This window comes from Rhodophyticola sp., assembly GCF_965284195.1.
Taxonomy (GTDB): domain Bacteria; phylum Pseudomonadota; class Alphaproteobacteria; order Rhodobacterales; family Rhodobacteraceae; genus Rhodophyticola.
In genome coordinates this window covers 2,043,024-2,066,343 of record NZ_CBDIRM010000001.1, presented here as the reverse complement: position 1 = coordinate 2,066,343, position 23,320 = coordinate 2,043,024, and the positions used below count along the sequence as shown (strand labels likewise).

28 protein-coding genes and 1 other RNA gene are annotated in these 23,320 nt (G+C 65.0%); 13 read left to right on the top strand and 16 right to left on the bottom strand.

Features of this window, described 5'->3' with window-relative positions; genetic code table 11:
* Positions 1–21 precede the first annotated feature (21 nt).
* A complete protein-coding gene (locus tag ACQ651_RS10315; protein WP_430449210.1) occupies positions 22–483 on the top strand; it encodes a nucleoside deaminase in 462 nt (153 codons plus the stop codon).
* Between the two features lie 134 nt (positions 484–617).
* On the opposite strand, the gene rnpB is transcribed toward ACQ651_RS10315, so the two are convergent.
* The 6 genes from rnpB to ACQ651_RS10285 form a co-directional block, all read right to left on the bottom strand.
* Positions 618–998: RNase P RNA component class A (gene rnpB, locus ACQ651_RS10310), an RNA gene on the bottom strand.
* Between the two features lie 12 nt (positions 999–1,010).
* On the bottom strand, positions 1,011–1,685 hold the full coding sequence (locus ACQ651_RS10305) for an N-acetylmuramoyl-L-alanine amidase (RefSeq protein WP_227285202.1): 675 nt from the start codon (positions 1,683–1,685) through the stop codon (positions 1,011–1,013).
* Positions 1,682–2,401: a hypothetical protein gene (locus ACQ651_RS10300; protein ID WP_375551861.1), complete on the bottom strand. Its 720-nt coding sequence runs from the start codon at positions 2,399–2,401 to the stop codon at positions 1,682–1,684. Before ACQ651_RS10300 ends, ACQ651_RS10305 begins: the two co-directional genes overlap by 4 nt.
* Before the next feature lie 34 nt (positions 2,402–2,435).
* Positions 2,436–3,920: an Asp-tRNA(Asn)/Glu-tRNA(Gln) amidotransferase subunit GatA gene (gene gatA / locus ACQ651_RS10295; RefSeq protein WP_430449209.1), complete on the bottom strand. Its 1,485-nt coding sequence runs from the start codon at positions 3,918–3,920 to the stop codon at positions 2,436–2,438.
* Positions 3,920–4,207, bottom strand: a complete 288-nt coding sequence (gene gatC, locus ACQ651_RS10290; protein WP_430449208.1) for an Asp-tRNA(Asn)/Glu-tRNA(Gln) amidotransferase subunit GatC — start codon at positions 4,205–4,207, stop codon at positions 3,920–3,922. The genes gatA and gatC overlap by 1 nt, the downstream gene beginning before the upstream one ends.
* Positions 4,208–4,238: 31 nt before the next feature.
* Entirely contained in the window at positions 4,239–4,901 is a 663-nt protein-coding gene (locus tag ACQ651_RS10285; RefSeq protein ID WP_430449207.1) for a ceramidase domain-containing protein, read from the bottom strand.
* Positions 4,902–5,229: 328 nt separating this feature from the next.
* Between ACQ651_RS10285 and ACQ651_RS10280 the strand changes: the two genes are divergently transcribed.
* From ACQ651_RS10280 to ACQ651_RS10265, 4 genes are all read left to right on the top strand, one after another.
* Positions 5,230–5,922, top strand: a complete 693-nt coding sequence (locus ACQ651_RS10280) for a metal-dependent hydrolase (protein ID WP_227285201.1) — start codon at positions 5,230–5,232, stop codon at positions 5,920–5,922.
* Between the two features lie 165 nt (positions 5,923–6,087).
* On the top strand, positions 6,088–7,386 hold the full coding sequence (chrA, locus tag ACQ651_RS10275; protein WP_430449206.1) for a chromate efflux transporter: 1,299 nt from the start codon (positions 6,088–6,090) through the stop codon (positions 7,384–7,386).
* Positions 7,387–7,482: 96 nt separating this feature from the next.
* Positions 7,483–7,650 (top strand): 50S ribosomal protein L33, encoded by a 168-nt coding sequence (gene rpmG, locus ACQ651_RS10270; protein WP_011454349.1) that lies wholly within the window; start codon positions 7,483–7,485, stop codon positions 7,648–7,650.
* 81 nt (positions 7,651–7,731) lie between these two features.
* Positions 7,732–8,238 (top strand): GNAT family N-acetyltransferase, encoded by a 507-nt coding sequence (locus ACQ651_RS10265; protein WP_430449205.1) that lies wholly within the window; start codon positions 7,732–7,734, stop codon positions 8,236–8,238.
* 139 nt (positions 8,239–8,377) lie between these two features.
* On the opposite strand, the gene ACQ651_RS10260 is transcribed toward ACQ651_RS10265, so the two are convergent.
* Positions 8,378–9,160, bottom strand: a complete 783-nt coding sequence (locus ACQ651_RS10260; RefSeq protein WP_375551866.1) for a Bax inhibitor-1/YccA family protein — start codon at positions 9,158–9,160, stop codon at positions 8,378–8,380.
* Positions 9,161–9,295: 135 nt separating this feature from the next.
* Positions 9,296–9,508 carry a DUF1127 domain-containing protein gene (locus tag ACQ651_RS10255; RefSeq protein ID WP_227284849.1) on the bottom strand — a complete coding sequence of 71 codons (213 nt, stop codon included), beginning with the start codon at positions 9,506–9,508 and terminating at the stop codon, positions 9,296–9,298.
* A gap of 120 nt (positions 9,509–9,628) precedes the next feature.
* Between ACQ651_RS10255 and ACQ651_RS10250 the strand changes: the two genes are divergently transcribed.
* Positions 9,629–10,483, top strand: coding sequence for a LysR family transcriptional regulator (locus ACQ651_RS10250; protein ID WP_430449204.1), 855 nt, complete (start codon positions 9,629–9,631; stop codon positions 10,481–10,483).
* Between the two features lie 3 nt (positions 10,484–10,486).
* On the opposite strand, the gene ACQ651_RS10245 is transcribed toward ACQ651_RS10250, so the two are convergent.
* A complete protein-coding gene (locus ACQ651_RS10245; RefSeq protein ID WP_430449203.1) occupies positions 10,487–11,038 on the bottom strand; it encodes a peptidoglycan-binding domain-containing protein in 552 nt (183 codons plus the stop codon).
* A 188-nt stretch (positions 11,039–11,226) separates the two neighbouring features.
* Between ACQ651_RS10245 and ACQ651_RS10240 the strand changes: the two genes are divergently transcribed.
* The 3 genes from ACQ651_RS10240 (at position 11,227) to aspS (ending at position 14,201) form a co-directional block, all read left to right on the top strand.
* Positions 11,227–11,550 (top strand): 2Fe-2S iron-sulfur cluster-binding protein, encoded by a 324-nt coding sequence (locus ACQ651_RS10240; RefSeq protein ID WP_121896941.1) that lies wholly within the window; start codon positions 11,227–11,229, stop codon positions 11,548–11,550.
* Positions 11,550–12,344 carry an FG-GAP repeat domain-containing protein gene (locus ACQ651_RS10235; protein WP_227284846.1) on the top strand — a complete coding sequence of 265 codons (795 nt, stop codon included), beginning with the start codon at positions 11,550–11,552 and terminating at the stop codon, positions 12,342–12,344. The genes ACQ651_RS10240 and ACQ651_RS10235 overlap by 1 nt, the downstream gene beginning before the upstream one ends.
* A gap of 78 nt (positions 12,345–12,422) precedes the next feature.
* On the top strand, positions 12,423–14,201 hold the full coding sequence (gene aspS, locus ACQ651_RS10230) for an aspartate--tRNA ligase (RefSeq protein WP_227284845.1): 1,779 nt from the start codon (positions 12,423–12,425) through the stop codon (positions 14,199–14,201).
* A 57-nt stretch (positions 14,202–14,258) separates the two neighbouring features.
* Here the strand turns inward: aspS and ACQ651_RS10225 are convergent, their stop codons facing one another.
* From ACQ651_RS10225 to bhcA, 5 genes are all read right to left on the bottom strand, one after another.
* Positions 14,259–14,735, bottom strand: coding sequence for a hemerythrin domain-containing protein (locus ACQ651_RS10225; protein WP_227284844.1), 477 nt, complete (start codon positions 14,733–14,735; stop codon positions 14,259–14,261).
* A 79-nt stretch (positions 14,736–14,814) separates the two neighbouring features.
* Positions 14,815–15,810, bottom strand: a complete 996-nt coding sequence (gene bhcD, locus ACQ651_RS10220; RefSeq protein WP_227284843.1) for an iminosuccinate reductase BhcD — start codon at positions 15,808–15,810, stop codon at positions 14,815–14,817.
* A 75-nt stretch (positions 15,811–15,885) separates the two neighbouring features.
* Entirely contained in the window at positions 15,886–17,049 is a 1,164-nt protein-coding gene (bhcC, locus tag ACQ651_RS10215; RefSeq protein ID WP_375551871.1) for a 3-hydroxy-D-aspartate aldolase BhcC, read from the bottom strand.
* Between the two features lie 13 nt (positions 17,050–17,062).
* Complete coding sequence (bhcB, locus tag ACQ651_RS10210; protein ID WP_430449202.1) at positions 17,063–18,034, bottom strand: beta-hydroxyaspartate dehydratase BhcB; 972 nt, start codon at positions 18,032–18,034, stop codon at positions 17,063–17,065.
* Between the two features lie 13 nt (positions 18,035–18,047).
* On the bottom strand, positions 18,048–19,238 hold the full coding sequence (gene bhcA, locus ACQ651_RS10205) for an L-aspartate--glyoxylate aminotransferase BhcA (RefSeq protein ID WP_430449201.1): 1,191 nt from the start codon (positions 19,236–19,238) through the stop codon (positions 18,048–18,050).
* A gap of 214 nt (positions 19,239–19,452) precedes the next feature.
* Between bhcA and bhcR the strand changes: the two genes are divergently transcribed.
* A complete protein-coding gene (gene bhcR, locus ACQ651_RS10200) occupies positions 19,453–20,304 on the top strand; it encodes an HTH-type transcriptional regulator BhcR (protein WP_430449200.1) in 852 nt (283 codons plus the stop codon).
* A gap of 70 nt (positions 20,305–20,374) precedes the next feature.
* Positions 20,375–21,106 carry a GNAT family N-acetyltransferase gene (locus ACQ651_RS10195; protein WP_430449199.1) on the top strand — a complete coding sequence of 244 codons (732 nt, stop codon included), beginning with the start codon at positions 20,375–20,377 and terminating at the stop codon, positions 21,104–21,106.
* Here the strand turns inward: ACQ651_RS10195 and ACQ651_RS10190 are convergent.
* On the bottom strand, positions 21,103–21,807 hold the full coding sequence (locus ACQ651_RS10190) for a response regulator (RefSeq protein ID WP_430449198.1): 705 nt from the start codon (positions 21,805–21,807) through the stop codon (positions 21,103–21,105). The two genes, ACQ651_RS10195 and ACQ651_RS10190, sit on opposite strands and share 4 nt — an antisense overlap.
* Before the next feature lie 152 nt (positions 21,808–21,959).
* Here ACQ651_RS10190 and mce point away from each other — a divergent pair, with 152 nt between their 5' ends.
* Positions 21,960–22,364, top strand: coding sequence for a methylmalonyl-CoA epimerase (mce, locus tag ACQ651_RS10185; RefSeq protein ID WP_430449197.1), 405 nt, complete (start codon positions 21,960–21,962; stop codon positions 22,362–22,364).
* Positions 22,364–22,642, top strand: a complete 279-nt coding sequence (locus tag ACQ651_RS10180) for a DUF1467 family protein (RefSeq protein WP_121896951.1) — start codon at positions 22,364–22,366, stop codon at positions 22,640–22,642. Before mce ends, ACQ651_RS10180 begins: the two co-directional genes overlap by 1 nt.
* On the opposite strand, the gene ACQ651_RS10175 is transcribed toward ACQ651_RS10180, so the two are convergent.
* The gene (locus ACQ651_RS10175) at positions 22,614–23,318 is read right to left on the bottom strand and encodes an EI24 domain-containing protein (protein WP_227284836.1); all 705 of its coding nucleotides are present in this window, start codon (positions 23,316–23,318) and stop codon (positions 22,614–22,616) included. The genes ACQ651_RS10180 and ACQ651_RS10175 overlap by 29 nt on opposite strands.
* Between the last annotated feature and the right edge of the window lie 2 nt (positions 23,319–23,320).

The following is a 23,320-nucleotide window of genomic DNA, read 5'->3' as shown; positions in this document are numbered from 1 at the left end:
AAAGCGGCAAGACCGTTGGACATGACCGGGTTTCGCACATTCATGGATCACGCACTGGCAGAGGCGCGCGCCGCGGGCGACCGCGGCGAGGTGCCCGTGGGCGCCGTGGTGGTGCGGGGGGAGGAGATACTGGCGCGGGCGGGAAACCGGATGCGCGAGCTTTCCGACCCCACCGCACACGCGGAGATGCTGGCGATCCGGGCGGCCTGCGCGGCAATCGGGTCGGAGCGTCTGTCAGGCTGCGATCTGTACGTGACGCTGGAACCCTGCCCGGCCTGTGCGGGCGCCATCGCCGCAGCGCGGGTTTCCCGGCTCTACTATGGCGCGGCGGACCCGAAATCGGGCGGCGTGGCGCAGGGCCCGCGCATTTTCGACCATCCGCAGGCCCATTGGACGCCGGAGGTCTATGGCGGGATCGGCGAAGACGCCTCCGCCGCGTTGTTGCGTGCCTTTTTCGCGGCGCGGCGCGGGGTTCCCGACTGACGGCCCTGTGGCGCGGCAACCTGCCGTGACGGGCCGGAGAGGGCGATACCGTCTGGGGGGGCGCGCCCAGGCCCGCAGATCGCGCGGCACGGCCAGGTCTACGTGCGCTCGGCACGTTGGGTCTTGAGAGATGACCGCGCGGAGGGTCTGTAAGCCGGATTTTGTCCAGGGCGGGTTGCCCCGCCCATGGATGACCATTCCTCTATGCCAGCGGTCGCCCGCTGGCTTTAGCTGCCAACCCGGATCTCTCGGGCTGAAGCGGCCCTGGGGTTATCCGCCCCGCGAGATCCCTATTTGGCATTGCTCCCGGTGGGGCTTGCCGTGCCGGTCCGGTTGCCCGTCCCGCGGTGGGCTCTTACCCCACCGTTTCACCCTTACCGGTCGAACGACCGGCGGTTTGTTTTCTGTGGCGCTTTCCGTCGGATTGCTCCGCCCGGGCGTTACCCGGCACCGTTGCTTCAGGGAGTCCGGACTTTCCTCGGAGCCTCGGGCCCCGCGGCCATCCGACCCTCCGCGCGAAGGCTCATCTAGGCGCTTGCGGCGCTCCGGTCAACGCCGTAACGCGCCGCAAGCTCGGCCATCAGCCCCATATCGGTGGCATCCAGCGGGCCCCGCGCCCAGGGGCGGAAGCGCAGGCGAAAGGCCCCCAGAAGCTGATCGGATGCGCAATCGGGATAGCCGAACCGTCCGGCATCCGCCGCAAACCGGCCCGCATCGGGGGCGGGCCGCGCGGCTTGCCCGGGCCAGACCGACAGACCGCCAAGCGCAAGCCGCCGCCAGTCGAACCGCGGCCCGGGGTCGATCTTGCGGCCGGGCGTCATGTCGGAATGGGCGATGACGCCGTGGGGCGGGATGCTGTGGCGGGACAGGATACCGTGGAGCAGCCTTTCCAGCGCGTCCATCTGCGGGGCCGGAAACGGGCTGGCGCCGTCATTGGCGAGTTCGATCCCGATGGAGCGCGAATTGACATCGCCCGCGCCGGCCCAGGCGCCCGCGCCCGCATGCCAGGCGCGCCTGTCTTCGTCCACCAGATGCAGAACCTCCCCGGTTTCCGAGATCAGGTAATGGGCCGACACCTCCCGCGCCGGGTCGCAAAGCGCGCGCAGCGCCGCCTCGCAGCTTTGCATCGCGGTGTAATGGAGCACCACAAGCTCAGGGGCCAGCCCGTCCCGGCGCTCCCCGAAATTGGGCGAGCGCATCAGTTGCCGCGCGCGGCCCGGGCGGCGTTGCGATAGACGGCGGGGTTCCAGCCGCAGGCGTAACCGTCGCCGTCGGGGTCCAGCGCCTGCCGGTCGCGTTCCGGGCCGCCCATGGACAAAAACGCCTCCTGCGCAAGGTCGTCGGAGCGATAGGCAAGGCAGTTGGCCTCGTGCCGGCCTTGCCGGAAAGGCGAGCGGGAATAGCGCTGTTCACCGATCGGATGGGATGTGGCGAGCGCGTATTCGATGACATTCGGGCCGGTCGTGCCCGGCCGTTCGGGCACGGCGGTGGGCTGGACGATCACCAGTTGCTCCTGCATCCGTGCGCGGCGTTCGGCATCGCTTTCGATGCTCTCGCGGGCGCTGACGGCCTGAAAATCCTGCTCGTCGGAGATGGTCGGGTTGTTCGTGTCGACCCGCGCGGCGGCGCTCGCGGAGGCGGTCGGGGCCGTGCCCTCGGCTTCGGCGATTGCGGCGGCGGCGCGTGCGGTCACGCTGTCGGTGGACGCCGCCGCGGTGGGGGTCGTGGTGGAGGTCACGATCGGCGGAAGCACGGTTTGCGGTGCGCGCCCCTGCAACTGGGCCTGACGTGTGGCGCGTTCGGCGGCGTAGCGGTCGTAATCGCCAAATCCGACACCCGAAGACACGTCATTCGGCGGGGTGCTGGTACAGGCGGCTACGACCAGCAGGCAAGCCATGGCCAGGTTCAGTTTACCCATTGCTCAACCTCGTTTTTGCTCTTGAAAGGGGTGTTTACCACCATTTCGGCGGTTTCGCCACAAAACCCGCCGCCTGTTCCAGAGCATAGGCGGTGTTGAGCAGATCGCCCTCTTCCCAGGGCCGCCCGATCAGTTGCAGCCCAAGCGGCAGACCCTGACGGTCCAGCCCGGTCGGCACCGCGATGCCGGGCAATCCGGCAAGGTTCACAGTCACGGTGAAGACGTCGTTGAGATACATCTCCACCGGGTCCGAAATCTCCCTGCCCAGCTCGAAGGCCGCCGATGGGGTGGCGGGCGTCAGGATCGCGTCGATCCCGGCGTCGAACACCTGCTCGAAATCGCGCTTGATCAAGGCGCGGACCTTGCGGGCGCGGTTGTAATAGGCATCGTAAAACCCCGCCGACAGCACATAGGTGCCGACCATTACCCGGCGCCTCACCTCCGGGCCGAACCCCTCCGCACGGGTCTTCTCGTACATCTCCGTCACGCCGTCCCCCTGGGACAACGGGGCCCGGTAACCATACCGCACCCCATCGTACCGCGCGAGGTTCGACGAGGCCTCGGCCGGGGCGATCACGTAATAGGCAGGTAGCGCGTATCTGGTATGCGGCAGCGAGATGTCGCGCAGCTCGGCGCCGGCATCCTTCAGCATCTCGGCCCCTTCGGACCAGAGCGTTTCGATCTCCTGCGGCATCCCGTCCATGCGGTATTCCTTGGGAATACCGATGACCTTGCCCCTGATGTCGCCTGTCAGCATCGCCTCGAAATCGGGCACCGGCAGATCGGCGGAGGTGGAATCCTTCGGGTCATGACCCATCATCGCGGCCCCCATGATCGCCGCGTCGCGCACGGTCTTGGTCATCGGGCCCGCCTGATCGAGCGAGGAGGCGAAGGCGATGATGCCCCACCGGGAACACCGCCCATAGGTCGGTTTCAGCCCGACGATCCCGGTCAGCGCGGCAGGCTGGCGGATCGAGCCGCCCGTATCGGTGCCGGTGGCCGCAAGGCAAAGATCGGCGGCAACGGCGGCGGCGGATCCGCCAGAGGAGCCCCCGGGCGTCAGCGCCGCCTCGGAATTGCCCGCGCGCCACGGGTTGACCGCATTGCCATAGACCGAGGTTTCGTTGCTGCTTCCCATGGCGAACTCATCCATGTTCAGCTTGCCCAGCATCACCGCGCCTGCGTCTTTCAACTGGCCCGAAACGGTGGATTCGTAAGGTGGCAGGAACCCTTCGAGGATTTTCGAGCCCGCCTGGCTGGCGACGCCTTCGGTGCAGAACAGATCCTTGATGCCCACGGGGATGCCGCACATCGAGGGCGCCTCTCCCGCGGCCAGTCGGGTATCGGCGGCGCGGGCTCTGTCCAGTGCGATCTCGGGCGTCTTGTGGACAACGGCCCCCAGCCCCCCGGCGGCCTCGATCGTGGCAAGGCAGGCCTCGGTCAGTTCGACGCTGGTGGTTTCACCCTTGCGCAGGGCATCGCGCGCTTCGGCGACGGTCAGTCGGGTCAGATCGGACATCACTCCACCACCTTCGGCACGGCAAAGAATCCTTCACGGGCATCGGGCGCATTGGCCAGCACCTTGTCCTGCTGGTTGCCATCGGTCACCACGTCGTCGCGCCGCTTCAGCCGCATGGGCGTGACGCTCGTCATCGGCTCCACATCGTCGACATCCAGCTCGTTCAGTTGCTCGATGAAGCCGAGGATCGCGTTGAACTCCCCTGCCAGGGCGTCCAGCTCGCTGTCTTCAACCTTGATGCGCGCCAGTTTCGCAACTTTGGCGGCGGTGTCTTTGTCGATGGACATGAGTGCTCCATACCTTTCAGTCGCAGCGGGTTTAGCCCCGGCCCGCGCGCGCCGCAAGCATGTGGCGGCGGTAAATCTCGATCATCCAGCCCAACATGATCGCGTTGAGGATATGCCACAGGAAATGCGTACCCAGGGGCAGGGCCGCGCAGAGCGGCATGTCGAGGCTGCGCGCGGTCAGCGACAGCGCCAGAAGCCCCGCCCCGATCACCATGCCGCGGGCAAGGGCCCCCGCCCGGCGGCGCAGGAGCCCGGCATAGATCACAAGCGCCAGCGGCACGGTCCAGTAGGCGGCGGAGATGTCGAAGAAGGGCAGAGCCGAGAAAACCGGCGTGGTCAGCGCGGCATAGGGCAGAAACGCGAGCGTGCCGAGAAGCGCGAGCCAGAGCGGCCAGCGCCAGACATGCCGGTTGAGGGCGAAGAGATAGAGCAGGATGAACCCGGCAATCGGCACCACATCGGCCATCGCCGACCAGCCCGTGGCATAGGCGTGAAACAGGAACGAGCCAAGCCCGATGGCAAAGAGGATACCGGTCAGCGCCAGAGCGACCGGCAGGCCGTGGCCCCAGAGGCGCGCGGCCATGACAACGGCCGCCAGCATGAAGGCCAGATTGGTCAGCGCATTGACCGGCTCGGCCCAGAAATCCGGGCTGAGCCGTTCGCAATAGGCGTCGATCTGGGCCGTCAGTTCCATGGACTTGCCTCGCTTTTGGCTTGGATGGCGGATTTCCCCCGGCCGCGCAACTCGGAGATGGCCCATGTTGCAAACGCCCGCCGATCTTTCATCCGTCCTCGCTTTTGCCCCCTTTGTCTGGGCGCTTCGCATGTCGGTGCTGGTGATGCGGATCCCGCGGCATATCCCGCTGCCATTCGCGCGTCTGCCGCTGATCGTGGCGCCGCCCGACGGAGGCCTTGCGGCGCTGAGCGTCGGAAGCCTGCGGCGCCGGCTGCGTCCCCGGAGGCCGATTGGCAAGCCCGGGTCCGGGCGCTATCCTGCGCCGGACCGGCAGAGGGAGCGCGAGATGAAATACACATGGCTTGGGCATTCGGCAGTCCGCCTTGAGATTGCCGATCAGGTTCTGCTGATCGACCCGTGGGAGGACGGTAACCCGCTGTTTCCCGCGGATCGGCGGGACGAGGCGAATGCGGGCGTGACCGCCATTCTGATCACCCATGGGCATTTCGACCATACCGGCGGCGTGCCCGCCCTTGCCCGGGAGCTGAATGTTCCTGTCTATGGCATCTATGACCTGATGGCGTGGTGGGGCGAGGCCGAGGGGATCGAGACGGTGGGCTTCAACAAGGGCGGCACCGTTCAGATCGGCGAGGTGGCCGTCACCATGGTCAACGCGGCCCATTCCTCCTCCATGGGCGGGGAGGCGGGGCCGGTCTATGCCGGTGGCGAGGCGGGCTACATGATCGCAGGCGAGGGGCGCACGGTCTATGTCTCGGGCGATACCGATGTGATGGCGGATATGACGGTCTTGCAGGATCTGCATACGCCGGAGATCGGCATTCTCTGCGCCGGCGGCCATTTCACGATGGATATGAAGCGTGCGGCCTATGCGGCCTCCCGACTGTTCAGCTTCAAGACGGTTATTCCCTATCATTACAAGACATTCCCGATGCTGGCGCAGGATGCCGGCGAGCTGAAATCCGCGCTGCCGGGCGTGCGCGTTCTCGACCCGGACGTGATGGAGACGATTGCGCTCTAGCCCCCGGGCTTCAGGGTGGGGCAGGGCGGCGGCCCGGCTCCGGCGCGCCGCCGCTCCGGGGTTTGTCACGCCACGGTCATGGGGCTCGGGCATAGCTCCCCCAATCGGGTCTGCGTTCCTTCCGTCCTGCGCGGCGGGGCGGGCCGAAGCGGAAGGATATCCGGCATGAGCCTTGCCGACGAGACCATGGACCGGAACCGCCCCGACCTGCCCGATCTGACCCGGATCTTCGGCCGGATCGGTCTTCTGTCCTTCGGCGGCCCGGCGGCGCAGATCGCGCTGATGCACAAGGAACTGGTCGAGGATCGCCCCTGGCTCAGCGAGCGGCAATTCCTGAACGCGCTCAGTTTCTGCATGCTGCTGCCCGGCCCCGAAGCGATGCAGCTCGCCACCTATGCGGGCTGGCGGATTGCCGGTGTCCCCGGCGGGCTGATCGCGGGGCTTTTGTTCGTGCTGCCCGGCGCCGCCGTGATCCTTGTGCTGGCGATGCTCTACGCGGCCTTCGGCCAGGTGCCGCTGGTCGAGGCGATGTTTCTGGGCATCAAGGCGACGGTGATCATCATCGTGATCCAGGCGCTGCTGAAGGTCAGCCGGAAGGCGTTGACCTCGGGGTTGGCCTATGGGCTCGCCGCCTCGGCCTTCGTCGGGATCTTCTTCCTGCAGATCCCGTTTCCGTTCATCATTCTGGCCGCGGCCCTGATCGGGACGGTTTTCATGGCGGGCGACGCGCCGCAAACGGCCCCGCCGCCGCCGGTGAAGACGGGCCGGACCGTCCGGACGGTCGCCATCTGGCTGGTGATCTGGCTGGCCCCGCTGGCGGCGCTGTGGCTGGCCGCCCCCGACAGCGTCCTGACGCAGCTGGGTCTCTTCTTCTCCAAGCTGGCGGTGGTCACCTTCGGCGGCGCCTATGCGGTGCTGGCCTATATGGTGCAGGAGGTGGTGGGCGATTTCGGCTGGCTGACGACGGGGCAGATGATGGATGCGCTGGGTCTTGCCGAAACGACGCCCGGCCCCCTGATTCTGGTCACCGAGTTCGTGGGGTTTCTGGCAGGCGCGCAGGCGGGGGGCACCGGTTACGGCATCGCGGCGGCCGCCGTGACGCTCTGGATGACGTTTGCGCCCTGTTTCCTGTGGATCTTCGCAGGCGCTCCCTACATCGAATGGATCAGCCATCAGCCGCGGCTGACGGGTGCACTGAACGCGATCACCGCCGCCGTCGTGGGGGTGATCCTGAACCTGTCGATCTGGTTCGCGCTGAATGTGTTTTTCGCCGAGGTGACCCGCGAGAGCCTGGGCCCGCTTCAGATCTGGATGCCGGACCCGGGCAGCGTATCGGCATCGGCGCTTGGCCTTGCCGGGCTTGCGGCGGTGCTGCTTTTGTGGCTGAAGCTCGATCTGCTGAAGGTGATTTTCCTGATGCTGCTCCCGGGTCTTGCGCTCCATCTGCTGACATCGGGGTTTTGAGGTTGACACGGGAGCCACCACGGATAAAAAGCCCGCTCAGCTTAGAGATTCACCGAGGCCCCGCGCCCCGGCCCGACCGTTCAAGGAGCCTGTGACATGGCGAAGCCCACCACCATCAAGATCCGCCTGAATTCCAGCGCAGGCACCGGCCACTTCTATGTGACCAAGAAAAACGCCCGCACGATGACCGAAAAGATGGTCGTACGGAAGTACGACCCCGTTGCGCGCAAGCATGTGGAATACAAGGAAGGCAAGATCAAATAAGCTTTCCGCCATTCGACTGACCGGGGCCGCGCAGCATCAGCTACGCGGCCTTTTTTTGTTGCCTGAGAAGGACGTTGCACCATGACGGATCAGATCATCCTGCGCCCGACGACCGGGGCCGACATGGCCGGGGTCGATGCGCTGCTGGCGGCCAGCTATCCGGTTCTCTTGAAAGCGGATTACCCGCCTTCGGTGCTGGTCACGGCCTTGCCCCTGATCTCCCGGGCGAACCCCGGGCTGTTGCGATCCGGTACGTTCTACGTGGCCGAGGACAGCTATGGCCGTGCGCTGGCCGCAGGCGGCTGGACCCATACCGGGCCGCAAGGGGGCGTCGGCCCGCGCGACCTGGGGCATGTCCGGCATGTGGTCACCCACCCGCGTGCCACGCGCCGCGGGTTGGCAAGGGCGATCCTGAGCCATGCGTTTGGCCGGGCACGGGCCGCGGGCATCAGACGGCTGAGTTGCCAGAGCACACGGACCGCCGTGCCGTTCTATGCCGCCATGGGGTTCGAGGTGCAGGGGGAGATCGAGATTGCCTTGCGCCCGGGCATCACCTTTCCGGCGGTGCAGATGACGCGAACTCTCTGACAGGCCGTCGGCGCGGTCTGTACCGGGGATGCGGGCCCGGGGCCTTGCCCGGATGACGCAGGGCGCCCGCCATATGCGCGAAAAAGGAAGGGCCGGTCACATGGACCGGCCCGTTCCGAAACTCTGCCTGGCGTCGGCGCTATTCCTGTTGTCCCATGAACATCAGCAGGAACTGGAACATGTTCAGGAAGGCGATGTAGAGGCCAAGCGCGCCGTCGATCGCCGCCTTTTCCAGCCATTCCTGATCGCCATGGGCCGCATGGGCCACATATTCCGACTTGATCGCCTGGGTGTAGAAGGCGGTCAGCCCCGCGAAGACCAGGATACCGATCGCCGAGATCGCGAACATCATTGCAGGCGACTGCAGGAAGATGTTGATGACCATCGCCACGATCAGGCCGATCACGCCCATCATCAGGAAGGTGCCCATCCCGCTGAGGTCGCGCTTCGTGGTGTAGCCGTAAAGGCTCAGACCGGCGAAGGCGATGGCGGTCACGAGGAACGTCTGCACGATCGAGTAGCTGGTGAAGACCAGGAAGATCGAGGACATCGACACGCCCATGACGGCGGCGAAGACGAAGAAGCCGAGGCTGACGGCAGCGGCGGACCCACGGCGCATCAGGGTGCCCCATCCGAAGAGGATGAAGGCCAGCGGCGCGAACATCACCACCCACCGCAGCGGCGTGGTGTAAAGCACCTCGCCCAGGCCGGTCAGGTACTGACCTTCCCGTAGCGCCACGGTGGCGCCGGTCGGGTCGCTGGTGACGGCCAGAACCGAAATGGCCCACGCCGCGGCCGCGGTGATCAGCATGCCCAGGGACATGGTGCCGTAGACTTTGTTCATGTGGGCGCGGAGGCCCTGATCGATCTCGGCTCGGCCAATGGCTGCGCCCTGAGTCCGGATCGTGTCAAATTCTGCCATTTATACCTCCAAGATACGTTGAAGAGGACATCTTAACGCAAAACGCCCGTCCTTGCCTTTGAATATGGCGAGAACGGGCAGCTTTTCAAGCGATTGCCGGCCGCGAGGCGACAGTAATCCAATAGTTTTTACCTATCAGAGGCGCCATGTTTGCGGGACATCCCAGATCGGGCGGGCGGCCTCGATGCTGATGTCCTGCTCGCTCAACCCCAGATCCTTGCGCGCATGCGCGTCCAGAGCGGTCAGGGCGCGGCGTTCGCGCCAGACGGAAAAGGCCTTGGAGACAAGGCGAAACAGGCCCGTCCGGCGGGGGGTGGCAACGTGGTGATGTGCAACGGTATGGGCCATGGCGAGTCCTTTCGTTTTCGTGATCTAATGGCGGCGTCATATTGCGATGCTTGATATATGGAGCGGAATGGTCCATTTTAAAAACGAATGTTTCTGAAGTTCTTCATCACGGAGATTGATATGGCGAGAAATCTGGACATGACCGCGCTGCGCTCCTTTGTGACCGTTGCCGATGCCGGTGGCGTGACCAAGGCGAGCGGGTTCCTGAACCTGACGCAATCGGCCGTTTCGATGCAGCTTAAGCGGTTGGAGGAATCGATCGGCGTCTCGCTTCTGGACCGCACGGCGCGGCGCTTGTCGCTGACCGGTGCGGGGGAACAGATGCTGGGCTATGCCCGCCGCATGCTGGAGCTGAATGACGAGGTGTTGGGCCGTCTGACCGCCAATGAATACGAGGGCGAACTGACCCTTGGCGTGCCGCATGACATCGTTTATCCGGCGATCCCGCAGGTGCTGCACCGGTTCAACGCCGCCTATCCGCGGATGAAGGTGCAACTGCTGTCCTCCTACACGTCGCGGCTGAAGGAGATGTTCAGCCGGGGGGAGGTCGACGTGATCCTCACGACCGAGAACAGTGCCGATCCGGGCGCGGAGACCCTGCGCGAGCGGTCGCTGATCTGGGTGGGCGCCGAGGATGGGCAGGTGTGGAAGCAACGCCCGCTGCGGCTGGCCTTCGAGCATAACTGCATCTTCCGCAAATCGGTGCAGGGGGCGCTGGATGCGGCCGGGATCAGTTGGGAAATGGCCGTCGAAAGCGAAAGCACCCGGACCGTCGAAGCCTCGATCAGTGCCGATCTGGCGGTGCATGCCTGCATCGAAGGGACGGAGCCGCCGTATGTGGAGCGGGTCGCCCATAACGGGGTGCTGCCCGATCTCCCGATGGTCAAGATCAACATGTACCGCGCCGATCTGGCCGGCGATGAGCCGACCCATGCGCTGACCGATCTGGTCCGTCAGGCCTTTCAGTCCGCCTGAACGCTACCCGGCCTCGCCGCCCGCGGCGGCGGCCGGATCCCATACCGCGAGACCCAGTTGCCGGGCGGCCGCCAGAGACAGGATCGGGCTGTCCAGCCCCTGCGGCGCCTGAAAGGCACGGATGGCACGGCGGGTGCGGGCATCCATGATACCGTTTGCCGGCCCGCGATAAAGATCGCGGGCGGCCAGCGCGCGTTGCAGGGTCGAGATGAATTCCGGATCGCCGATTTCCGCCTGACACGGGGTTTCGAACCACAGCTCACGACGTTCGCGGATAATCTGCTGGCGGGTTTCGGTGATGAAAATGGCGGGTTCCCGCACCTCGCCGGCGCTGCCGATCTGGGGCGGTTGCAGCATGATCTGGTCGGTGACGGTTTCGATTACCGCGGGCGTCGTTTCGCGACCGTAGCAGGCGTTCGGATCGGCGCCCGGAGGGCCCATGCCGCGGCTGACCTCGACCGTGTTGGGCGCGATCAGCCCGCTGATATCGGGTGTGGCCACGGGGCCGCAGGCGGAAAGCGCCAGCAGGCCCGGAAAGAGAATACGAAGATACACTGCGCGATTTTCCTGCCCGGTTGATCCGGTTTCGCGGCAGATTACAGGATTTCGCCCGCCTGCGAAAGCGGTACGGCGCAGGGCGCGGATCTGTGGGGCCGGAATGCCGCAGGTCGATTGGGGGCTGGAAAGGGCGCGCACGTCCCGCTACTTAAGGCGCGAACCGGCTTCAACCGCAAAGGCGAGACATGGCGAAGATCACCTATATCGAACATAACGGCACCGAACATGTGGTGGATGTGGCCGACGGGCTGACCGTGATGGAAGGCGCGCGCGACAACAACATCCCCGGCATCGAGGCCGATTGCGGCGGCGCCTGCGCGTGTTCCACCTGCCATGTCTATGTGCATCCCGACTGGGTCTCGAAACTGCCCGAGATCGACCCGATGGAAGAGGATATGCTCGAATTCGCCTATGAGCCGAACCCCGAACGCTCCCGCCTGACCTGCCAGTTGAAGGTGACCGATGCGCTGGACGGTCTGGTCGTGCAGATGCCCGAAAAGCAGATCTGATGCTGCGGGGCGCGGGCCTGGCCCTGTGGCTCTGCCTGTCGGGCGGCGCCGCGGCGGCCTGCACGGTTGCGCCCCACACCGTCACGGACATGCCCGAAAGCGTCGTCACCCATGACGGCCCGGGCTTTTCCCGCGCCTGGTTCGACGGGGCCACCACCCGCTACGCCCATGCGGTGCTGGGCGACGGGATCGAGGCGACCCGGCTTATGGTCTCCTCCCCCACATCGGCGCATGGCTGCGGTGTGCTGATCGCCCGGCTGGATGCCGATCACGTCTTCGAGGATCTGGCGCCGCGTCTGCACGATCTGGACGGGGACGGCGCGCCGGAGGTGATCGTGGTGCGCACCCATGTGGATCGCGGGGCGCAACTGGCGATTTATGGCGATGCGGGCGATGGCGAGACCCTGCGCCTGATCGCCGCGACACCCTATATCGGGCAGACCCGGCGCTGGCTGGCCCCGGTCGGGGTGGCGGATCTGGACGGGGACGGCGCGATGGAAATCGCCTATATCGACCGCCCGCATCTGGCGAAAACCCTGCGGATCTGGCGCTACGACGCGGGAACGCTGCGCGAGGTGGCGGCGGCCTCGGGCCTCACCAACCACCGGATCGGCGAGGATTTCATCTCCGGCGGCATTCGCGACTGCGGCGCGGGCCCCCAGATCGTGACCGCGGATGCGGACTGGCGTCGCGTGGTGCTGACGACGCTGGCGCGCGACGGCAGCCTGAGCGCCCGGGCCGTGGCCGATTTCACCCCGCAGGCGATGGCGAATGTCCTGTCCTGCCGGCGCTGACCGCCGCCCGGGGTTGACTTCGCCTGTCTGCCAAGGTGTATCGGCGCGAACCGCTTTTCCGATCCGAGGACGCCCCAGATGCACGCCTATCGCAGCCATACCTGCGCCGACCTGAACAGTTCCCATGTAGGGCAGACCGTGCGTCTGGCCGGGTGGGTGCACCGGGTGCGCGACCACGGGGGCATCCTGTTCATCGACCTGCGCGATCACTACGGCATGACGCAGGTTCTGTGCGATCCCGACAGCCCGGTCTTCACGCAGATGGAGGCCGTGCGCTCGGAATGGTGCATCCGGATCGACGGAGAGGTGAAGGCCCGCGACGCCGATCTGGTGAACACCAAGATCCCGACCGGCGAAATCGAGGTCTTCGTGCGCGATATGGAGGTTCTGGGTGCAGCGGCGGAGTTGCCGCTGATGGTTTTCGGGGATCAGGAATATCCCGAGGAAACGCGGCTTCGCTACCGGTATCTGGACCTGCGGCGCGAGGTCATGCAGGAGAACATGAAGCTGCGCTCCGACGTGGTGGCCTCCATGCGGCGGCGGATGTGGGATATCGGCTTTCGCGAGTTCCAGACACCGATCATCACCGCCTCCTCGCCGGAAGGGGCGCGCGACTTTCTGGTGCCCTCGCGGCTGCATCCGGGCAAGTTCTACGCGCTGCCCCAGGCCCCGCAGCAGTTCAAGCAGCTGCTCATGGTGTCCGGTTTCGACAAGTATTTCCAGATCGCGCCCTGCTTCCGTGACGAAGACCCGCGCGCCGACCGCTCGCCCACGGATTTCTACCAGCTCGACATGGAGATGAGCTTCGTCGAGCAGCAAGACGTGTTCGACACGATCCAACCCGTCATCAAGGGCGTGTTCGAGGAGTTCGGAAACGGCGCCAAGGTCGATCAGGACTGGCCGCAGATCTCCTACAAGGATGCGGCGCTCTGGTACGGCACCGACAAGCCGGACCTGCGCAATCCGATCAGGATGCAGGTGGTCTCCGAGCATTTCCGTGGCTCGGGGTTCGCGATTTTTGCCAAGCTGCTGGAGCAGGAGGGCACCGAGGTGCGCGCCATTCCCGCGCCCGGCGGCGGCAGCCGCAAGTTCTGCGACCGGATGAACAAGTTCGCACAGGAACAGGGCCTGCCGGGGATGGGATACATCTTCTGGCGTGAAGCGGATCAGGGTGACATGGAGGCCGCGGGCCCCCTTGCCAAGAACATCGGCCCCGAGCGGACCGAGGCGATCCGCCAGCAACTTGGTCTTGGCGTCGGCGATGCGGCTTTCTTCCTCGCCGGGCGGCCCGCGCAGTTCGAGGCCGTGGCGGGCCGGGCCCGCGTGGTCATCGGCTCGGAGCTTGGTCTCACCGAGGAAAACCGCTTCGCCTTCGCGTGGATCGTGGATTTCCCGCTTTACGAGGCGGATGAGGAGACCGGGCGGGTCGACTTCTCCCACAACCCGTTCTCGATGCCGCAGGGCGGGATGGCGGCGCTCGACGGCGACCCGCTGGAGGTGCTGGGGTATCAGTACGATCTGGCCTGCAACGGGTACGAGCTGGTTTCGGGCGCGATCCGGAACCATATTCCCGAGATCATGTTCAAGGCATTCGCCCTTGCCGGATATGGCGAGGAGGAGGTGCGCAAGCGCTTCGGCGGGATGGTCAATGCCTTCCAATACGGCGCGCCGCCCCATGGCGGTTGTGCGGCGGGGATCGACCGGATCGTGATGCTTCTGGCGGATACGGCCAACATCCGGGAGGTGATCCTGTTCCCGATGAACCAGCGCGCCGAAGACCTGATGATGAATGCCCCGTCGGACCCCACAAGCGACCAGTTGATGGAACTGGGCCTTCGGGTTCTGCCGCAGGATTGACAAAAGGCTGCCCCCGGTCCGGGGCAGCCTGATCATCTCGTTCGCGGCGGTCGGGCCTCAATCCTCCAGCTTGTCCTTCTGCTTCTCCTCGACAAGCCCGCGCTCCTCGATCTTGCGTTTGCGGAAACGCTCGCCGAATTCCTCGTCCTGCTCCGCGCCGATGACCTTCTTGGCCCGGGTGAAGACTTCGTTTTCTTCCTCTTCCATGTGATGTTCGTATTCATCGCGGAGGGTCTTGAACTTGGTGAGCCAGCCGCCCGAAGACATGTCCATCTCGTTCAGCTCGTCCAGCAGGTCGTCCATCTGGGCATGCTCATGCACCGAATGGCGCGCCGCATCCTGACCCCAGGTCTTGCTGATCAGCTTGGAATAGAATGTCTCTTCCTCGGCCGCGGAATGGGATTTGATCTCGTAATAGAACCGGGTCCACGCGGCGCGCCGTTCCTCGCTGTCGCCGGTGGTTTCGCCGATACGCTCCATCAGGGCGCGGTGGGTATCGTGATCTTTCTTGATCTCTTCATAGATGGACGCCATCGGGGAACTCCTTTGCCTTGGACATCTGTCGCAAGGCCAACGCGGTTTTGCCCGCGCGGGTTCCCCGATGGCGCCCTGTCTAAAGGGCCACGCGCGTCGCCGCCCCGCTTTTACTGGCCAGATCGGCGGCGACCGAAGCGACGGCAAGATCCTGCAGGCCCACGCCCGTGCCATCGAACAGCGTGATCTCGTCTGCGTCGGAGCGCCCGGGATGGGCGCCGTTGATGACATCCCCGATGGGCGTGATGTCGCTTTCGCTGATCTGACCGGATTTCACCGCATGCTGCGCCTCGCCAAGGCTGATCGATTGCGCGATCTCGTCGGTGAAAACGGTGGCCGCGGCCAGGATTGCGGGGTCCACTTCCTGCTTGCCGACGGTGTCCGTGCCCATGCAGGCGATATGCGTGCCCGGCTTGATCTGTGCCGCCATCAGCAGCGGTTCGAACGCGGATGTGATGGTGATGATCACATCGGCCTCGGCGCCCAACCGGTCGCGGTCGACCGCCTCGAAGTCCAGCCCGAGCTCGGCGGCGACCTCGCCCAGTTTCGGCAGCATTTCGGGATGCGGGTTCCAGGCCACGACCTTTTCGAAGGCGCGCTGCTCGGCGGCGGCCCGCAACTGGAAGGAGGATTGGTGGCCCGCCCCGACCATGCCCAGCACCCTGGCGTCCTTGCGCGCCAGATGCGCGATGGAGACCGAGGATGCCGCGGCGGTGCGCACCGCTGTCAGATAATTGCCGCCCACCAGCGCCTTCAGCTTGCCGGTGTCCGGATCGAACAGGAACACGGTGGACTGGTGGTTGGTCAGCCCCTTGTCCGCATTGCCGGGCCAATAGCCGCCGGATTTCAGGCCGAGCGCCAGCCCGGCCCGGTCGAACCCGGATTTGAAGCCGTAAAGCGCATCCGCATGGCCGATCGCCTCCCGGATCACCGGGAAGTTGTAGGCATCCCCCCGCGCCATGGCGGCAAACACCTGCTCCACCGCCGTGAAGGCGTCGCCACGGCCCACCACCTGCTGGCACACCTCTTCGGAGACGATCACCAAGCCGTCCGTCACATCACCCATCGCATTCATCGCAATTCCTCCATGGCGGGCAGGGGCGCACACGCCCCCGCCCGAAGCTTTCCAAAAACACGCATATCGGGCAGGTCAGTAGGCCTTGCCGCGCGCCGATACCGGCCAGAGCGTTTCGACCTTGCCGTTGCGCACGCCCACATACCAGTCATGGACATTGCAGGTCGGGTCGCAATGGCCGGGGACGAGCTTCAGCTTGTCATTGACCTTCAGGACGCCGTTCGGGTCGGCAACCACGCCATGCTCATCGGAGCATTTGACGTATTCCACGTCCGTGCGCCCGAAGATCACCGGCAGGCCGCTGTCGACGGATTGCGCCTTCAGACCGGCATCCACGATTGCCTTGTCCGCCTTGGCGTGGCTCATCACCGAGGTCAGGATAAAGAGCGCGTTTTCCCATTCGCCCTGATCGATCCGCTGCCCGTTCTCGTCGAGAATACGCCCGTAATCGGCATCCATGAACGCATAGCTGCCACACTGCAATTCATTGTAAACACCTGAATTACTTTCGAAATAATAGGATCCGGTGCCGCCGCCGCCAACGATATCGCAGGCGATGCCATCGGCCTTCAGCGTGTCTACCGCGTCCTTCACCTGCGCCACGGCGATGTCGATCTTGGCCTTCCGGTCATCATAGCTGTCCATATGCTGCATCGCGCCCTGATAGGCCTGGATCCCGGCGAATCTCAGCCCGTCGGCCGCGTCGATGGCCTTGGCGATCTCGACCACCTCGGGGGTCGTGGTGACCCCGCAGCGGCCAGCGCCGCAGTCGATTTCCACCAGGCATTCGATCTCGGTGCCGTGCCGGACGGCCGCCGCGGAGAGATCCGCCACATTGGCAAGATCGTCGACACAGCAGATCGTCCGCGCGCCAAGCTTGGGCAGGCGGGCCAGACGGTCGATCTTGGCCGGGTCGCGCACCTGGTTGGAGACCAGCACATCCTTGATGCCGCCGCGGGCGAAGACCTCCGCCTCGCTCACCTTCTGGCAGCAAACGCCGCAGGCACCGCCCAGATCGACCTGCAACTGCGCCACATCGACGGATTTGTGCATCTTGCCATGCACCCGGTGGCGCATTCCGTGGGCCTTGGCGTAATCGCCCATCTTCTTGATGTTGCGTTCCAGCGCGTCCAGATCCAGCACCAGCGCCGGCGTCTGGATATCCGCCTCGTCCATGCCGATGGCGGCGGGGATGTCGTAGCCGACTTCAAGGTCTTCGATTTTCACGTTCGCATTCATGGGGTTATCCTCCTTACGCTGCCATCCAGGGCAGCTTGTCCATATCCACATTGCCGCCGGTTATCACCACACCGACCCGCTTGCCCCGGAACACATCGGGGTTCTTCAGGATCGTGGCCAGCGGCACGGCGCAGCTTGGCTCCATCACGATCTTCATCCGCTGCCATGTGAGCTTCATCGCGTCGATGATCTCCTGCTCGGAGGCCGTCAGGATGTCGGTCACGTGGTTCGACACGAAATGCCACGTGTTTTCCTTCAGCGGCACCTTCAGCCCGTCGGCGATGGTCACCGGCGCGTCATCGGCGATGATGTGACCGGCCTTGAAGCTGCGATAGGCATCGTCGGCCTGCTCCGGTTCGGCGGCGTAAATCTCCATGTCCGGCGCGATGGTCGAAAGGGTCAGGCAGCAGCCCGAGATCATCCCGCCCCCGCCGATCGGGGCGATCACCGCGTCCAGATCCGAAACCTGCTCCACCAGTTCGCGCGAGCATGTTCCCTGGCCCGCGATCACGCGCGGGTCGTTATACGGATGTACGAAATCGGCGCCGGTCTCTTCATGGACCTTCGCGAAAACCTCTTCGCGGCTGCTGGTCGACGGCTCGCATTCGGTGATGATCCCGCCATACCCGCGCACCGCCGCCTTCTTCGCCTCGGGCGCAGTGCGGGGCATGACCACATGGCACGGAATGCCGCGCCGGCCCGCGGCGTAGCTGAGCGACAGCGCGTGGTTGCCGGACGAATGCGTCGCGACACCTTTTGCCGCCATCTCCTCGGAGAGCCCGAAGACCGCGTTCGACGCGCCGCGCACCTTGAACGCGCCCGCCTTCTGGAAGTTCTCGCATTTGAAGAACAGCTCGGCGCCCGTCAACTCGTTGAAATAGCTCGATGTCAGGACCGGCGTGCGATGGATATGGGGCGCAATCCGCTCATGCGCCCGCAACACATCGTCGAATGTGGGCAAGGGTCGTTCTGTCATGTCTTTCATTCTCTCCTCCCTCTTACGCGGCCGATTTCAGCGTGGCGGCCCGCGATGTGCGGAAATACTCCTGGGCGGCGGAGACGCCGTCGCCCAACTCGATGGGGTAGTTCAGATCGGCCATCGCCATCTCGATCGTGGCCAGCCCGGACAGCACCATGACATCGGTCAGCGAGCCCAGATGCCCGATCCGGAAGGCCTTGCCGTTCATCTCTCCCAGACCGACGCCGAAGCTGACGCCATAGGCCTTGAAGGCGTGATCGGTCAGCGCGTTGCTGTTGAATCCCTTGGGCACGTAAATGGCGCTGACCGTGTCGGAGTAAAGCTCGGGCGATTGCGCCACAAGCTGCAGGCCCCATCCGCGGACTGCCCGGCGGACACCTTCGGCAAGGCGATGATGGCGGGCATAGACGTTCTCCAGACCTTCTTCGGCGAGCATTTTCAGGCTTTCGCGCATGCCATAGATCAGTTGCAGCGGCGGCGTGTAGGGGAAGCCGCCGGTCGCGTTCGACTGCATCATGTCGCGGAAATCGAAGAATGTGCGGGGCAGGGCGGCAGCGTCCATCGCCGCCAGAGCCTTGGGGCTTGCGGCCAGAATGGCCATGCCGGTGGCCAGCATGAAGCCCTTCTGGCTGCCGGAGACGGCGATATCCACGCCCCAGGCATCCATTTCGAACGGCATGGAGGCCAGCGAACTGACGCAATCCACCAGCAGCAGGGCCGGGTGATCGGCGGCATCCATCGCCCTGCGGACCGCCCCGATGTCGGATTTCACGCCGGTCGCCGTCTCGTTATGGGTGACAAGCACCGCCTTGATCGCGTGGACGCTGTCGGCCGTCAGAGCCTCTTCGAACCTGTCGGCCGGTGCGCCGGCACCCCAGTCGCATTCGATGATGCGAACATCCAGCCCGTGGCGCTGGCACATGTCGATCCAGCGGTGACTGAACATGCCGTAGCGCGCGACCAGAACCGTGTCGCCCGGGCTCAGCGTATTGGTGATCGCCGCTTCCCATCCGCCCGTACCGGAGGCGGGGAAGGTGATGACATGGCCGGTTTCGGTGCCGAAGATCTCCTTGCAGCCGTCGAGCACGGGCAGGAGCGTGTCCACGAAATCCGGTGCGCGATGGTCGCGGGTCTGCAGCTGCATCGCATGGCGCAGCCGATCCGGCATGTTGGTTGGGCCGGGGATGAACAAAGGGTTCTGGTCGGACATGGCACGATCTCCTCCGTGATGCTGAAGCTGTTATAGCAGCCTGACGACCAGTTGCAATTTTTTCGAAAGAGTTTTTCATTTCTAGAAATATGAGTCTATACCTCTGTATATAAGCAAGAAAGTGTTTTCCATAACTGCCGTTCAGTATTTCATTGAAAATATTTTTCAGAATGATAGGTCTGTGGTTAGATTCTCAGCAAGCGGAGATTTGGTCATGGCGGAGATACAGCGAAAACCCCGCGGGCGGCCGAAATCGCCCTTCACCGAAGGCGGTGGAAGCACCATACAGGCGCTTGACCGTGCCCTGGCGGTGCTGAGCGCGCTGGCGCGGCAGGATCACGCCTCGCTGACCGACCTGTCCGACAGTCTGAACATTCCCACCGCGACGACGCACCGGATTCTCGCCACCTTGCAGCAGAACGGGTATGCCGAACTGGACGAGGCCAGCCAGACCTGGGCCGTGGGGGTGGAGGCCTATCGCACCGGATCGGCCTATCTGAACCGGACGACGCTGATGGATGTGGCCCGCCCCGCGATGCGGTCGCTGATGCAGGCCACGGGCGAGACCGCGAATCTTGCGGTGCCCGACGGCGCCGAAGTGGTCTTCATCGGCCAGATCGAAACCCAGAACCCGATCCGGGCCTTTTTTGCGGCGGGCACGCGCACGCCCATGCATGCCTCGGGCACCGGCAAGGCGATTCTGGCCAGCATGCCGGAGGCGCATCTGTCGCGGCTTCTGTCCCGGGGCGAGTTGCGGGAGTTCACCGACCAGACCCTGACGACGGAGGCGCAGTTGCGCGCCGATCTGGACGAGACGCGCGCGCGCGGCTGGTCTTTCGATCAGGAGGAGCGGCATCGCGGCATGTCCTGCATCGGTGCGGCCATCTATGACGCGCGGGGGGAGATTGTCGCGGGCGTGTCGATTTCGGGGCCCAGCACGCGATTTGCCGACCGCCGGGTTACGGCCTTCGGCGCCCGCGTGGCCGAAGCGGCCCGCGAAATCACCGAAGGGATCGGAGGGCGCCTGCCGGCCTTGGCACAGGCAGGCGGTGACCCGGTCGGCTAAAGGCTTGCCAGTGCGATGAATTTCGCCTTTTGTCGAAACCGGCGCCGTTGCCGCGATTGGGGGAGGGCTCATGGCAGATCACGACAGGGCCGGAGAGCCGGTTCCGGGATTCCGACCGCCGCCCGCGCCGGGCGGAGAGCCGTTGGCCGGGCGCTATGCGCGGCTGGTCCGGCTCAGCGCCGATGATCACGCGGCCGATCTGCATCGGGCCAATTCGGCCAGCGATGCGATCTGGGATTTCCTGCCCTACGGCCCGTTTTCCTCCGCGGCGGCCTATCATCGTTGGGTGCGGGAGGTGGAGGCCGGTCCGGACCCGCTCTTCTATGCAATCCAGAATCTGGAGACCGGCCAGTGGAGCGGTGTGGCCAGTTACCTTCGAATCACACCCGAGATGGGCACGATCGAGGTTGGCCATATCAATTTCGCCCCCGCAATGCAGCGCACGCGCGCCGCGACCGATGCCATGTACCTGATGATGGAATGGGCGTTCGAGGCGGGATATCGGCGCTACGAATGGAAATGCAATGCCCGCAATCTGGGCTCGCGCCGGGCGGCGGAGCGCTTGGGCTTTTCCTATGAGGGCGTCTTTCGGCAGGCCGCCGTGGTCAAGGGGCGCAACCGGGATACGGCCTGGTTTGCCTGTATCGACGCGGAATGGCCCGCCCTGAAGGAGGCGTTCCGGGCCTGGCTTTCCCCCGAGAATTTCGACGCCGAGGGGCGGCAGAAGGAACGCCTGGGCGATCTGACCCGGCTGGTGCGTGTCAGTTCGGATCCCGCGCTTCCGGGCCCGTCGGGCGGCTAGACCGCCGCGACATGCCGGATCCGGTCTGACAGAAGCGCCCGAAGACTGACGCGATCGCAATGCGCCAGAGGGCCGCTGGCGCGCGCGATGATATCCTCCAGCCCGGCATCATGGGCCGTGCGGGCGACGCCAAGCAGAAAGGGCTTCAGATACGCCATGGGCGGGCTGTCCAGTTCGAGCAGCTTCATCGCATGGGTCAGATCCTCCCGAAAGGCGAGCGTATCGGGCTCCACCCGATCATCCGACGTGGGCCGCGGGCCCTTGGGTTGCAGGTCTTCCGGCAGATGGCGCAGGATCGCGGCCTGGAAAAAGGCCAGCGTTTCCATCGGCTTGGGCAGGAAGCCATTTGCTCCGGCCGCCATCACGGCGGTTTCGGACGCATCCGGATCGGCGCCGGACGTCCCGAGGATCACGGGCACCCGCGGCTGACCGGCATGGATTTCGGCAATCAGGTCAAGCCCGGACCCGTCCGGCAGGCCGAGATCGATGATGGCGACGGACGGGCGGTAGACGGCCAGATGTCGCCGGGCGGAGGTCAGGCAATCGGCGCGCCGGATGCGGGCGCCCGAGCGCAGGCACAGCAGCCTCAGCGCTTCGGATGCGAAGCGGCTGTCCTCTACCACCAGAACGGTCAGCCCCAGCAAGGGACGCGCCGCCGTCGGTTTCGGTCGAAAGTCGAGATCTGCAACAAAGTCGTCCATTTCGTCATGCCCCCATTACGGCTGATTCCCTGGACGATTAGAGCCCTGTAAGGTTGACAAGCTGTAAACGGTGCCGCGGCGACAGGACGCTTGGCATTTCCACCGTCGCGCGCCATATCACTCCCAAGTCAGTCCTGCGCAGGAGAGCTTCGATGATCGGCCGTTTGAACCATGTCGCCATTGCCGTGCCCGATCTGGAGGCCGCATCGGCCCAGTATCGCGACACGCTGGGCGCCAAAGTCGGCGCGCCGCAGGACGAGCCGGATCACGGCGTGACGGTTGTGTTCATCGAGCTTCCGAACACCAAGATCGAGCTGCTGTATCCGCTTGGCGAGAACAGCCCGATTGCCGGTTTCCTTGAAAAGAACCCCGCCGGCGGGATCCACCATATCTGCTACGAGGTGGAGGACATCCTGTCGGCGCGGGACCGGTTGCAGGCGACGGGCGCCCGCGTTCTGGGCACGGGCGAGCCCAGGATCGGGGCGCATGGAAAGCCGGTCCTGTTCCTGCATCCCAAGGATTTCACCGGTACGCTGGTAGAACTGGAGCAGGTCTGATGAATGTTGTCAGCGGTCTGGTGCTTTACGCGATCATCTGGTTCATGACGCTGTTCGTGATCCTGCCGATCCGGATGACATCGCAGGGGGAGGCGGGGGAAATCGCGCGCGGCACCCATGCCTCGGCGCCCCACCGGCCGCAGCTGAAACGGCGGTTTCTGATAACCTCCGGCGTGGCGGCGGTGATCTGGGCCATCTTCGCGTGGATCATCCTTGGCGGCCTCATCACGATCGACGATATCGACCTGTTCACCCGGTTCGGGATGGGTGAGCGTTGAGCCGGTGATAGAGATGGGTGAAGGTGGCCGCACCCAGAACGGGCACCAGCAGGTTCACCACCGGGATTGTCAGCGGCACGGCCATCAGCACCCCGGCGGCGAAGATCGTGGCCTTGTGGGTGTTGCGGAACTGAGCGGCCCCGCCCGCGTCCCGGCGGCGGAGCGCCACCATCTGCGCATATTCCCGGCCCAGAAGCACGCCATTGACGATCCAGAAAAGGAAGGGCGCCAGCGGCGGCATCGCGATATAGGCGATCAGCGCCACGAGGTTGACGCCGACGATGACGCCCAGAAATTTCAGACCGTCGCCAAGACCTTCGACAAAGCCGATATGGCGGGCGGGCGGCAGATACGGGTAGTGCTGCGCCTCGACCGCGTCGGCGATCCGGTCGAGGAAGATGCCGGTGAAGGCTGAGGCCACGGGCACCATCAGGAAAATCGACAAAAGCAGCATCAGCGGGATGCCCGCGATGGTCAGGGCGTTGTCTATCCAGGTGATCTCCCCGATCACGGGCAGCGAAAAGCTGTCGGGCAGGAGCCAGCCGATCAGAATGACGAAGGCCGCGTAGAAGGCGACAAGAAGGGCGACGGTGAGGCCAATGCCAAGACCCAGAACGCCCAGGAACCGGCGGTCGGATAACTGGCCCACGGCCTTGATGAAATCGGAAAGGATCATTT

What these genes read in the sequence shown, in the direction of transcription:
- ACQ651_RS10300 (WP_375551861.1), bottom strand. Translation starts at nt 2,401, where the DNA reads ATGGGTAAACTGAACCTGGCCATGGCTTGCCTGCTGGTCGTAGCCGCC.
- mce (WP_430449197.1), top strand. Translation starts at nt 21,960, where the DNA reads ATGATCGGCCGTTTGAACCATGTCGCCATTGCCGTGCCCGATCTGGAG.
- gatA (WP_430449209.1), bottom strand. Translation starts at nt 3,920, where the DNA reads ATGTCCGATCTGACCCGACTGACCGTCGCCGAAGCGCGCGATGCCCTG.
- ACQ651_RS10190 (WP_430449198.1), bottom strand. Translation starts at nt 21,807, where the DNA reads ATGGACGACTTTGTTGCAGATCTCGACTTTCGACCGAAACCGACGGCG.
- ACQ651_RS10255 (WP_227284849.1), bottom strand. Translation starts at nt 9,508, where the DNA reads ATGGCCCATACCGTTGCACATCACCACGTTGCCACCCCCCGCCGGACG.
- gatC (WP_430449208.1), bottom strand. Translation starts at nt 4,207, where the DNA reads ATGTCCATCGACAAAGACACCGCCGCCAAAGTTGCGAAACTGGCGCGC.
- ACQ651_RS10175 (WP_227284836.1), bottom strand. Translation starts at nt 23,318, where the DNA reads ATGATCCTTTCCGATTTCATCAAGGCCGTGGGCCAGTTATCCGACCGC.
- ACQ651_RS10180 (WP_121896951.1), top strand. Translation starts at nt 22,364, where the DNA reads ATGAATGTTGTCAGCGGTCTGGTGCTTTACGCGATCATCTGGTTCATG.
- ACQ651_RS10250 (WP_430449204.1), top strand. Translation starts at nt 9,629, where the DNA reads ATGGCGAGAAATCTGGACATGACCGCGCTGCGCTCCTTTGTGACCGTT.
- ACQ651_RS10315 (WP_430449210.1), top strand. Translation starts at nt 22, where the DNA reads ATGACCGGGTTTCGCACATTCATGGATCACGCACTGGCAGAGGCGCGC.
- aspS (WP_227284845.1), top strand. Translation starts at nt 12,423, where the DNA reads ATGCACGCCTATCGCAGCCATACCTGCGCCGACCTGAACAGTTCCCAT.
- ACQ651_RS10195 (WP_430449199.1), top strand. Translation starts at nt 20,375, where the DNA reads ATGGCAGATCACGACAGGGCCGGAGAGCCGGTTCCGGGATTCCGACCG.
- ACQ651_RS10235 (WP_227284846.1), top strand. Translation starts at nt 11,550, where the DNA reads ATGCTGCGGGGCGCGGGCCTGGCCCTGTGGCTCTGCCTGTCGGGCGGC.
- bhcD (WP_227284843.1), bottom strand. Translation starts at nt 15,810, where the DNA reads ATGAATGCGATGGGTGATGTGACGGACGGCTTGGTGATCGTCTCCGAA.
- chrA (WP_430449206.1), top strand. Translation starts at nt 6,088, where the DNA reads ATGAGCCTTGCCGACGAGACCATGGACCGGAACCGCCCCGACCTGCCC.
- bhcC (WP_375551871.1), bottom strand. Translation starts at nt 17,049, where the DNA reads ATGAATGCGAACGTGAAAATCGAAGACCTTGAAGTCGGCTACGACATC.
- ACQ651_RS10280 (WP_227285201.1), top strand. Translation starts at nt 5,230, where the DNA reads ATGAAATACACATGGCTTGGGCATTCGGCAGTCCGCCTTGAGATTGCC.
- ACQ651_RS10240 (WP_121896941.1), top strand. Translation starts at nt 11,227, where the DNA reads ATGGCGAAGATCACCTATATCGAACATAACGGCACCGAACATGTGGTG.
- ACQ651_RS10265 (WP_430449205.1), top strand. Translation starts at nt 7,732, where the DNA reads ATGACGGATCAGATCATCCTGCGCCCGACGACCGGGGCCGACATGGCC.
- rpmG (WP_011454349.1), top strand. Translation starts at nt 7,483, where the DNA reads ATGGCGAAGCCCACCACCATCAAGATCCGCCTGAATTCCAGCGCAGGC.
- ACQ651_RS10225 (WP_227284844.1), bottom strand. Translation starts at nt 14,735, where the DNA reads ATGGCGTCCATCTATGAAGAGATCAAGAAAGATCACGATACCCACCGC.
- bhcB (WP_430449202.1), bottom strand. Translation starts at nt 18,034, where the DNA reads ATGAAAGACATGACAGAACGACCCTTGCCCACATTCGACGATGTGTTG.
- bhcR (WP_430449200.1), top strand. Translation starts at nt 19,453, where the DNA reads ATGGCGGAGATACAGCGAAAACCCCGCGGGCGGCCGAAATCGCCCTTC.
- ACQ651_RS10260 (WP_375551866.1), bottom strand. Translation starts at nt 9,160, where the DNA reads ATGGCAGAATTTGACACGATCCGGACTCAGGGCGCAGCCATTGGCCGA.
- ACQ651_RS10285 (WP_430449207.1), bottom strand. Translation starts at nt 4,901, where the DNA reads ATGGAACTGACGGCCCAGATCGACGCCTATTGCGAACGGCTCAGCCCG.
- bhcA (WP_430449201.1), bottom strand. Translation starts at nt 19,238, where the DNA reads ATGTCCGACCAGAACCCTTTGTTCATCCCCGGCCCAACCAACATGCCG.